Origin of the sequence: Streptomyces vietnamensis (assembly GCF_000830005.1) — a bacterium.
Lineage (GTDB): Bacteria > Actinomycetota > Actinomycetes > Streptomycetales > Streptomycetaceae > Streptomyces > Streptomyces vietnamensis.
Window position 1 is genome coordinate 7,175,843 of sequence record NZ_CP010407.1, and the last position, 11,770, is coordinate 7,187,612.

Genomic DNA, 11,770 nt, shown 5'->3' on the forward strand with positions numbered 1-11,770 from the left:
CGCGGCGTCGGCCGTGGTTCCCGAGTCAGTCGGAGGGTCCGAGTGCGACCTACGACATTCCGATGGCACTGCGACTGACCGGGGATGTGGATCGGGAGGCCCTCGTCGGCCGGCCCGCCAGTCAGATCAAGACCCAGAGCATGACCAGGCCCACTCTGCGGCCGATGCGTAAGCAGGAGGACTACTGATGATTCCGTTGTCGTTTGCGCAGCGTCGGCTGTGGTTCCTGAGTCAGTTGGAGGGTCCGAGCGCGACCTACAACATTCCGATGGCACTGCGGCTGACCGGGGATGTGGATCGGGAAGCCCTCGCCGAGGCGTTGCGGGACGTGGTGGGGCGGCACGAGGTGCTGCGCACGGTCTTCCTGGCCGAGAACGGGGAGCCGTACCAGCGGGTCCTCAAGGTTGAGGACAGCGGGTTCGAGCTTGCGGTCGAGGCGGTTTCCCAGGAGTCGCTGCCCAGCGCCGTGAGCGGGGCGGTCGCGTACGCGTTCGATCTGTCCGCCGAAATCCCCTTGCGCGCAACGCTGTTCACGGTGAGCCAGGACGAGCACGTGCTGGTGGTGGTGGTTCACCACATCGCCGGGGACGGCTGGTCGACGGCGCCGTTGGCGCGGGACCTGTCGGTGGCGTATGCGGCGCGGGCCGCGGGTCGGGCACCGGAGTGGGAGCCGCTGCCGGTGCAGTACGCGGACTACGTGCTGTGGCAGCGGGAGCTGCTCGGCGACGAGCAGAACCCGGACAGCGTGCTCTCCCGGCAGCTGGCGTACTGGCGCAAGACGCTGGCCGGGGCGCCGGCCGAACTGGAGCTGCCGACCGATCGGCCCCGTCCCGCCGTGGCCAGTCATCAGGGCCATGCGGTGGCGGTCGAGCTGCCGGCCGACGTGCACGAGCGGCTGGTGAAGGTGACCAGGGAGCGGGGGGTGACCCTGTTCATGGTGGTGCAGGCCGCGCTGGCGGTCACCCTCAACCGGTTGGGTGCGGGGAACGACATCCCGATCGGGGCGGCGATCGCCGGACGCACCGAGAAGGCCTTGGAGGACCTGGTCGGGTTCTTCGTGAACACGTTGGTGATGCGCACGGACCTGTCCGGTGACCCGACCTTCGACGAGGTGCTGGAGCGGGTCCGGGAGACCAGCCTGCACGCGTTCGCACACCAGGACGTGCCGTTCGAGAAGCTGGTCGAGGAGCTGTCACCGACCCGGTCGATGGCCCGGAACCCGCTCTTCCAGGTCATGCTCACGGTGCAGAACACGGCTTCGGCGGCGTTGGATCTGTCGGGGGCGGGCTCGCTGCCTTCGGATCTGGCGTCGTCAGCGGGTCTGGGGGCGTCGAAGTTCGACCTGGAAGTGAGTCTTGGTGAGGTCTTCGACGCGCAGGGCAAGTCGGCGGGCATCCGGGGAAGGCTGATCGCGGCTGCGGATCTGTTCGATGCGGGGACGGCGGAGCGTTTCGCGGGTTGGCTGCTGCGGGTCGTCGAGACGGTCGTCGCTGAGCCGCAGACGCGATTGTCGGCGGTGAATGTGCTCGACCCGGCTGAGCGTCGCCTGCTCCTGGAGGAGTGGAACGACACGGCGGTCGGGGTCGAGCCGTCGACGCTGCCGGAGCTGTTCGCGGCGCAGGTGGCGCGGACGCCGGATGCGGTGGCGGTGGTGGCCGAGGGCCTCGAGCTGACGTATGCGGAGCTGGACGCGCGGGCGAATGCCGTGGCGCGGCGCCTGGTCGAGCACGGTGTGCGCGCGGAGTCGGGTGTCGCGGTGCTGATGGAGCGCTCGGCGGACCTGGTGGTGGCGCTGCTCGCGGTGGTGAAGGCGGGCGGTTACTACGTTCCGCTGGACGCCCGGTATCCGCTGGCGCACCGTCGGACGATCGTCGGGGAGACGGGTGCCTCGGTCGTCCTCACCGATGCCGAGCTGCGGGGCCAGGCGGCCGAGCTGGGCCTGGCGGTGCTGGAGGTTTCCGGTGTGGGCGCTGCGGAGCCGCTGGAGATCTCCTGTGACGTGGAGGGGCTGGCCTATGTGATGTACACCTCCGGCTCGACCGGTCGCCCCAAGGGCGTGGCGGTGACGCATGCGGACGTGGCGGCGCTGGCGCGGGACCGGCGGTTCGCGGGCGCGGCGATGGAGCGGGTGCTGCTGCACTCGCCGTACTCCTTCGACGCGTCGACGATGGAGCTGTGGGTCCCGCTGCTGACCGGGCGCCGGGTCGTGGTGATGCCGGCCGGTGATGTCACGGCGGTCTCGCTCGCCGAGGTGGTCTCCTCGTTCGGGGTCACGGCGCTGTGGCTGACGGCGGGGCTGTTCGCCCTGGTGGCGGAGGAGGACCCGGGGTGTCTGGCCGGGGTGCGTGAGGTGTGGGCCGGTGGTGACGTGCTGTCGCCGGTGGCCGTGGCCCGGGTGCGGGCGGCCTGCCCGGACATCGTGGTGGTGAACGGGTACGGGCCGACCGAGGCCACCACGTTCGTCGCCACGCACACCGCGGTGGACGGCGAGGGCGCGCTGCCGATCGGGCGCCCGCTCGACAACATGCGCGCCTACGTGCTGGACGCCGCGCTGCGCCCGGTGCCGGTGGGTGTGGCGGGCGAGCTGTATGTGGCGGGCGCGGGGCTGGCCCGCGGCTACCTGGGCCGTGCGGGGCTGACGGCCGAGCGGTTCGTCGCCGACCCGTACGGGCCGGCGGGTGGCCGGCTGTACCGCACCGGAGACCTGGCGCGGTGGAACGCCGACGGCGAGCTGGAGTACGCGGGTCGTGCGGACGAGCAGGTGAAGATCCGCGGCTTCCGGATCGAGCCGGGCGAGGTGCAGGCCGTCCTGGCCGGGCATCCCGGCCTGGAGCAGGCCGTGGTGCTGGTCCGTGAGGACGTGCCGGGCGACAAGCGCCTGGTCGCGTACGCGGTTCCGACCGACGTCGACGCCGGTGCGGATGAACTCGTAACCAGCCTGAGGCAGTTCGCCGGTGAGCGATTGCCGCAGTACATGGTTCCGTCGGCGGTGGTGGTGCTGGAGGAGCTGCCGCTGACGGTGAACGGCAAGGTGGACCGCAAGGCCCTGCCCGCACCGGAGTATGCGGCGGGTGAAGGTCGGGCGCCGGCGACGGTGCAGGAGGAGCTGCTGTGCCAGGCGTTCGCCGAGGTCCTGGGACTCGACCGGGTCGGTGTCGATGACGACTTCTTCGCCCTGGGCGGTCACTCGCTCCTTGTGGTCTCCCTGGTGGCGAACCTCCGTGCGCGGGGTGTCTCTGTCTCGGTGAAGGCCCTGTTCCAGACGCCGACGCCGGCCGGGCTGGCCGGCGCTGCCGGGCCGGTCCAGGTGGTGGTTCCGCCGAACCTGATTCCCGAGGGTGCCGTCGGGATCACGCCGGAGATGCTGTCGATGGTGGAGCTCACCGAGACGGAGATCGAGTCGGTCGTGGCCACGGTCGAGGGCGGCGCGGCCAATGTGGCCGACGTCTACCCGCTCGCCCCGCTCCAGGAGGGCCTCCTCTTCCACCACCTGATGGCGGATCAGGACGCCGGGACGGATGTCTACGTACTGCCGTCGGTGCTGGAATTCGACTCGCGGGAGCGGGTGGACGCGTTCCTGGAGGCACTGCAGTGGGTGATCGACCGGCATGACATCTGCCGCACGGCGTTCGTGTGGGAGGACCTGGCCGAGCCGGTGCAGGTGGTGTCGCGTCGGGTGGAGCTGCCGGTCCAGGAGGTCGTGCTGGACCCGCAGGGCCCCGACCCGGTGGAGCAGCTGAAGGCTGTTGCCGGATCGTGGATGGATCTGACCCGGGCACCCCTGATGACGGTCCACATCGCGGCGGAACCCGGCGGTGACCGCTGGCTGGCACTGCTGCGAACCCACCACATGGTGCAGGACCACACCTCGCTGGACGTGCTGTTCGGGGAGGTGCGGGCGTTCGTGTCCGGCCGTGCCGACACGCTGCCGGAGCCGCTGCCGTTCCGCGACTTCGTGGCGCAGGCTCGCCTGGGCGTCCCGCGCGAGGAGCACGAGCGGTACTTCACCGAGCTGCTCGGGGACGTCACCGAGACGACGGCGCCGTTCGGCGTGCTGGATCTGCACGGTGACGGCACCGCCGCGGTGCGCTGCCAGGTTCCCCTCGATGCCGAGGTGGCCGGCCGGGTGCGTGAGGTGGCGCGGCGGCAGGGCGTGAGTCCGGCCACGGTGTTCCACCTGGCGTGGGCGCGGGTGCTGGCCGCGGTGAGCGGTCGTGAGGACGTGGTGTTCGGTACGGTGCTGTTCGGCCGGATGAACGCGGGTGCCGGTTCGGACCGGGTGCCGGGTCTGTTCATGAACACCCTGCCGGTGCGCGTGCGGGTGGACGCGCAGAGTGCGGGTGAGGCGCTGGACGGCATGCGGGGCCAGTTGGCCGAGCTGCTGGTGCACGAGCACGCGCCGCTTTCGCTGGCGCAGCAGGCGAGCGGGGTGACGGGCGGCAGCCCGCTGTTCACCTCGATCCTCAACTACCGCCACGGCCAGGCACCGGCGACGGGGACCGGTCCCCGCCTCGAGGGCGTCGGGCTGCTGACCGTGAGCGACCACACCAACTACCCCGTGAGCGTGTCCGTCGACGACCTCGGGAGTGGCTTCAGCCTGATCGTCGAAGCGGTGGCACCGGCCGATGCGGAGCGGATCTGCGCGCTGCTGCAGGCCGCCGTCACGAACCTGACGGCCGTCTTGGAGGAGGCTCCGCAGTCGCGGTTCGCGGCGCTCGACGTGCTGGGTGAGGCTGAGCGCCGTCAGGTTGTCGAGGAGTGGAACGACACGGCGGTCGAGGTCGAGCCGTCGACGCTGCCGGAGCTGTTCGCCGGGCAGGTGGCGCGTACGCCGGATGCGGTGGCGCTGGCCTTCGAGGGCGTCGAGCTGTCGTACGCGGAGCTGGACGCGCGGGCGAACCGGCTGGCGCGGCTGCTGATCGGGCGTGGTGTGGGCCCGGAGTCGGTGGTCGCGGTGCTGATGGAGCGCGGCGTGGAGCTGGTGGTGTCGCTGCTGGCGGTGGCGAAGGCAGGGGGCGCGTACCTGCCGGTGGATCCGGAGTATCCGGCGGAGCGGATCGCCTATGTGCTGGATGACGCGGCGCCGGTGTGTGTCCTGACGACGGAGCGGTGTGCACGGGTGCTGCCGGACTCGGTTGACGGGCCGGTGCTGGTGCTGGACTCCGCCGAACTGCGCGCCGAGTGCTCGGGCTTCGAGGAGGCGCAGCTGACGGATGCCGATCTGGAGGTGCCGCTGCTGCCGGCCCACCCGGTGTATGTGATTCACACGTCGGGTTCGACCGGGCGCCCCAAGGGGGTCGTGGTCACTCACCAGGCACTGGTGAACCATTTGCGGGCGGCCGGGCAGCGGGTTCCGTTGGGAGCCGGCGACCGTCTGCTGGCCGTGACGACGGTGTCTTTCGACATCGCGGCGCTGGAGTTGTTCCTGCCGTTGGTGTGCGGGGCGGCTGTGGTGCTTGCCGAGCGGGAGACGGTACGTGATGCGGCGGCGTTGCGGGAGTTGGTCGACGCGGGCGGGGTGACTGCCGTTCAGGCTGTTCCGTCGCTGTGGCGGACTCTGCTGTCCGCTGAGGCTGACTGGCCGCGCGGGGTGCGGGTGCTGATCGGCGGCGAGGCGCTGTCCGAGGAGTTGGCGGGCCGGGTGCGGGAGCTGGGCCTGTGGGCGGTGAACCTGTACGGTCCGACGGAGGCCACGGTCTGGGCGACCTCGGCCGAGGTCGGCGAGGGTCCGGTGACCATCGGGCGTCCGTTCGCCAACATGCGCGCCTACGTGCTGGACGGGTTCCTGCAGCCGGTCCCGGCAGGTGTGGCGGGCGAGTTGTACCTGGCGGGCGCGCAGTTGGCTCGGGGGTACCTGGGCCGTCCCGGCTTGAGCGCTGAGCGGTTCACCGCCGCGCCGTTCGGGCCGAGGGGCGAGCGGATGTACCGCACGGGCGACCTGGCCCGCTGGCGCGAGGACGGGACGCTGGAGTGCCTGGGCCGGGTCGACACGCAGGTCAAGGTGCGTGGCTTCCGGATCGAACTGGGTGAGATCGAGGCTGCGCTGGAGCGTCACGAGCTGGTGGCGCAGGCGGCGGTGACGGTCAACGGGAGCGGTGCGGGGGATCAGCGGCTTGCCGGGTACGTCGTGCCCCGGGCCGGAGTGCAGGTGGACGCGGCGGACCTGCGGGCCCACCTCGCCCGCAGCCTGCCGGAGTACATGGTTCCGTCGGCTGTGGTGGTGTTGGAGGAAATGCCTCTGACGGCGAACGGCAAGGTGGACCGCAAGGCCCTGCCCGCCCCGGACTACACCGGCCTGGCCGGCGCCGGTCGGGCACCGGCGACGGTGCAGGAGGAGCTGCTGTGCCAGGCGTTCGCGCAGGTGCTGAGGCTGCCCGCGGTCGGTGTGGAGGACGACTTCTTCGCGCTGGGTGGTCATTCGCTGCTGGCGATGAAGCTGGTGATCCGGGTGCGCACGGTGCTGGGCGTGGAGCTGCCCCTGCGGATGCTGTACGAGCGTCCGACGCCGGCCGCGGTCGCGGCGTGGATGGGTGAGGCCGGCGAAGGCCGTGCGGCGCTGGTGCCGGTGGTGCGTCCGGAGCGGGTGCCGCTGTCGTTCGCGCAGCGCCGGCTGTGGTTCCTGGGGCAGCTGGAGGGTCCGAGCGCGACCTACAACATTCCGATGGCGCTGCGGTTGACCGGGGAGCTGGACCGCAGGGCCATGGCCGAGGCGCTGCGGGACGTGATCGGGCGGCACGAGGTGCTGCGCACGGTCCTGCCGGCGGCGGACGGTGAGCCGTTCCAGCGGGTGCTGTCGCTGGAGGAGTGCGGCTTCGAGCTGTCGGTGGTCGAGGTGGCCCCGCGGGAGCTGGATGCGGCGGTGGCGGAGGCGGTCGGGCATGGGTTCGACCTGACGTCGGAGATCCCGTTTCGGGCGACGCTGTTCGCGCTCGGCGAGGCCGATCACGTGCTGGTGGTGGTGGTCCACCACGTCGCCGGGGACGGCTGGTCGACGGCGCCGTTGGCGCGGGACCTGTCGGTGGCCTATGCGGCGCGGGCCGCGGGTCGGATGCCGGACTGGGCGGCGCTTCCGGTGCAGTACGCGGACTATGCGTTGTGGCAGCGGGAGCTGCTCGGGAGCGAGGACGATCCGGGCAGTGTGCTGTCCGGGCAGGTGGCGTACTGGCGCGAGGCGTTGGCCGGGGTCCCGGAGGAGCTCGTCCTGCCCACTGACCTGGCGCGGCCCGCGGCACCCACCCACCGCGGTCACACGGTGGGGCTGGAGATCCCCGCAGGGCTGCACGAGGGCCTGCTGTCGGTGGCCCGGGAGCAGGGGGCGACCTTGTTCATGGTGCTGCAGGCGGCGTTGGCGGTCACCCTGAACCGGATCGGTGCGGGCACGGACATCCCGATCGGTGCGGCGATCGCCGGGCGCACCGACGAGGCGCTCAACGACCTGGTCGGGTTCTTCGTCAACACGTTGGTGATCCGTACCGACCTGTCCGGCGACCCGACCTTCGGTGAGGTGGTCGAGCGGGTCCGGGAGACGGGCCTGCGCGCCTACGAGAACCAGGATGTGCCGTTCGAGAAGCTGGTGGAGGAGTTGGCGCCGGCACGTTCGCTGGCCAGTCACCCGCTGTTCCAGGTCATGCTCACCCTGCAGAACACCGCCGCGGCCTCCGGCGATGGCCGGTCCGAGCTGGAGCAGCTGGAGCTGCCGGGGCTGCGGGTCGGCCGGCAGGCCGCCGGAACGGGGTTGGCGAAGTTCGACCTGAGCATGTCGCTCGGGGAGGTCTTCGACGCCCAGGGCGCTCCGGCGGGCCTGCGTGGTGTCATGGTTGCGGCAGCCGACCTGTTCGACGCGGACACGGCCGAGCGGATCGCGGTCTGGCTGGTTCGCGTCCTTGAGACGGTCACGGCCGAGCCGCGGACCCGGCTTGCGGCGGTGGCCGTGCTGGGTGAGGACGAGCAGGAGCGGATCCTGACGCCCGGGCGAACCGCGCGTCAGGTGCAGACCGTGCTGGCCACGCAGCCCGGCTTGGCTCAGCTGGCGGTCATCGAGCGCGAGCACGATGCGGACGACGGCCAGGCATCCGGGACGGGAGGCGGCGGGAGCCTGGTCGCTTATGTCGTACCCGCCGACTCCGGCGCTGATCACGCAGCGTTGGCGGACGCGGTGCGGCAGCTCGCCGGCAACCGCCTGGCGGAGCAGCTGGTGCCCTCCGTGGTGGTGCTGGACACGCTGCCGCTGACGTCGGACGGGGCGCTGGACCTCGCGGCCCTGCCCGCACCGGACGACTCCGGCACCGCGGATGAGGACGTCCGGGTGGGCCGTGGGCCGGCGACGGTGCAGGAGGAGATCCTGTGCGCCGCGTTCGCACACGCCCTGGGGCTGGAGAGCGTCGGCGTGGAGGACAACTTCTTCGCCCTGGGGGGTCACTCCCTGCTGGCGGTGTCGCTGGTGGAGTACCTGCGGGTCCGAGGTGTGTCGGTCTCCATCCGCACCCTGCTGCGCAACCCCACGCCGGCCGAGCTGGCCGGCGCTGCCGGGCCGGTCCAGGTGGTGGTTCCGCCGAACCTGATTCCCGAGGGTGCCGTCGGGATCACGCCGGAGATGCTGTCGATGGTGGAGCTCACCGAGGCGGAGATCGAGTCGGTCGTGGCCACGGTCGAGGGCGGTGCGGCCAATGTGGCCGACGTCTACCCGCTGGCCCCGCTCCAGGAGGGCATGCTCTTCCATCATCTGATGGCGGATCAGGGTGCCGAGGCGGATGTCTACATGCGGCCGTCGGTGTTGGGGTTCGACTCGCGGGAGCGGGTGGACGCGTTCCTGGACGGGCTGCGGGAGGTGATCGACCGGCACGACGTCTACCGCACGGCGTTCGTGTGGGAGGGGCTGCGCGAGCCGGTGCAGGTGGTGTTGCGTCGGGTGGAGCTGCCGGTCCAGGAGGTCGTGCTGGACCCGCAGGGTCCCGATCCGGTGGAGCAGCTGGCAGCCGTCGGCGGATCGTGGATGGATCTGACCCGGGCGCCCCTGATGACGGTCCACATCGCGGCGGAGCCCGGCGGTGACCGCTGGCTGGCACTGCTGCGAATGCACCACCTGGTGGGGGACCACACCTCACGGGACGTGCTGCTCGAGGAGCTCCGGGCATTCGTGTCCGGCCGTGCCGACACGCTGCCGGAGCCGCTGCCGTTCCGCGACTTCGTGGCGCAGGCCCGCCTGGGCGTCCCGCGTGAGGAGCACGAGCGGTACTTCACCGAGCTGCTCGGGGACGTCACCGAGACGACGGCGCCGTTCGGGTTGCTGGACGTGCACGGTGACGGCACCGCTGCGATGCACTGCCAGGTTCCCCTCGATGCCGAGGTGGCCGGCCGGGTGCGTGAGGTGGCGCGGCGGCAGGGCGTGAGCCCGGCCACGGTGTTCCACCTGGCGTGGGCGCGGGTGCTGGCATCGCTGTCGGGCCGTGACGATGTGGTGTTCGGTACGGTGCTGTTCGGCCGGATGAACGCGGGCGCCGGTTCGGACCGGGTGCCGGGTCTGTTCATGAACACCCTGCCGGTGCGCGTGCGGGTGGACGCGCAGAGTGCGGGTGAGGCGCTGGACGGCATGCGGGGCCAGTTGGCCGAGCTGCTGGTGCACGAGCACGCGCCGCTTTCGCTGGCGCAGCAGGCGAGCGGGGTGACGGGCGGCAGCCCGCTGTTCACCTCGATCTTCAACTACCGGCACAGCGAGGCCGCCGCACAGGGCAGTGGCCCCAGCCTTGAGGGCGTCGGGGTGCTGGCCGCGAGCGACCCCACCAACTATCCCGTGAGCGTGGCCGTCGACGACATGGGGAGTGGCTTCTTCCTGACCGCCAAAGCGGTGGCACCGGCCGATGCGGAGCGGATCTGCGCGCTGCTGCAGGCCGCCGTCACGAACCTGACGGCCATCCTGGAGGAGGCTCCGCAGACGCGGTTCGCGGCGGTGAATGTGCTCGATCCGGCTGAGCGTCGCCTGCTCCTGGAGGAGTGGAACGACACGGCGGTCGAGGTGGCGTCGTCGACGTTGCCGGGGTTGTTCGAAGAGCGGGTGCGGCTGGCTCCGGCTGCGGTGGCGGTGGTGGCTGACGGTGTCGAGGTGTCGTACGCGGAGCTGGACGCGCGGGCGAACCGGCTGGCGCGGCTGCTGATCGAGCGTGGTGTGGGCCCGGAGTCGGTGGTCGCCGTGCTGATGGAGCGCGGCGTGGACCTGATGGTCTCGTTGCTCGCGGTGGCGAAGGCGGGCGGCGCGTACATGCCGGTGGATCCGGGATATCCGGCGGAGCGGATCGCGTACATGGTGCGGGACGCCGCTTCGGTGCTGGCTGTTGCGAGCCGGGCTACGGCCGGGATGCTGGCGGGGTCGGTGCCGGTGGTGGTCCTGGACGATGCTGCGACGGTTGCGGAGCTGGCCGGGTTCTCGGGTGAGGGGGTGACGGACGCGGAGCGTCGGTTGCCGCTGCTTGCGGCGCATCCGGCGTATGTGATCTACACGTCGGGGTCGACGGGGCGTCCGAAGGGTGTCCTGGTGTCGCATGCGGGTGTGGCGCACCAGGTGGCGGGTCATGTGCGGTGGTTGGGGGTCGGTGCTGGTTCGCGGGTGGGGCAGTTCGCCTCGGCGGGTTTCGACACCTTCGGGTGGGAGTGGTTCATGGCGTTGCTGACGGGTGCCGCGCTGGTGGTCATTCCGCAGGACCGGCGCCTGGGTGAGGCGTTGCCGGTGTTCCTGGCGGAGCAGGGGGTGACGCATGTGACGTTGCCGCCGGCGGTGTTGGCGACGCTGGACGCGGGTTCGGTGGATCGCGGCGTGGTGGTGGTGACGGCGGGTGAGGCGTGTCCGCCGGAGGTGATGGCGCGCTGGGCCGAGGGTCGCAGGATGTTCAACTCCTACGGCCCGACGGAGACGACGGTGGATGCCACGTTGTGGCAGTGCGATCCGGCGTCGTCGGTGGTGGCGATCGGCACGCCGGTGGTCAACACCCGGGTGTACGTGCTGGACGAGTCGCTGCAGCCCGTACCGGTGGGTGTGGCGGGCGAGCTGTACGTTGCGGGCGCGGGGCTGGCCCGCGGCTACCTGGGCCGTGCGGGGCTGACCGGGGAGCGGTTCGTGGCGAACCCGTTCGGTGCGCCGGGCGAGCGGTTCTACCGCACGGGCGACCGGGCGCGGTGGACGGCTGAGGGGCAGTTGGTGTTCGCGGGCCGTGCGGACGAGCAGGTGAAGATCCGTGGTTTCCGGATCGAGCCGGGTGAGGTCGAGTCGGTCGTGGTCGGGCACCCGCAGGTCGCGCAGGCGGCCGTGGTGGTGCGTGAGGACGTGCCGGGTGACAAGCGCCTGGTGGCCTACGTGGTGCCGGCCGTTGACGGTACGGGCGGGGAACTGGCCGCCGGGGTGGCTGCTTTCGCGGCCGAGTGGTTGCCGCAGTACATGGTCCCGGCCGCGGTCGTGGTCATGGACGCGCTGCCGCTGACCGTCAACGGCAAGGTGGACCGCAAGGCCCTGCCGGCCCCCGACCTGGGCCCTGCGGCCACCCACCGGCCCCCGACCACGCCACGCGAACAGCAGCTCTGCGAGGCGTTCGCGCAGGTGCTGGGGGTGGAGGTCGCATCGGTCGGGCTCGACGACGACTTCTTCGCCCTGGGCGGTCACTCGCTGCTGGCGGTGCGACTGGCCAGCCGGATCCGGAAAGCACTCGACGTGGAACTGCCCATCCAGGCCCTCTTCGAGGCACCGACGGTCGCCGGCGTGGCAAAGCTGCTCGAATCGGCGAAC

At 71.4% G+C, this 11,770-nt stretch carries 1 pseudogene; it reads left to right on the forward strand.

Annotated elements, in window-relative coordinates:
- Window positions 1-190 precede the first annotated feature (190 nt).
- A pseudogene (locus tag SVTN_RS41210) lies at window positions 191-11,746 on the forward strand (amino acid adenylation domain-containing protein); the annotation flags it as partial.
- Window positions 11,747-11,770: the final 24 nt, after the last annotated feature.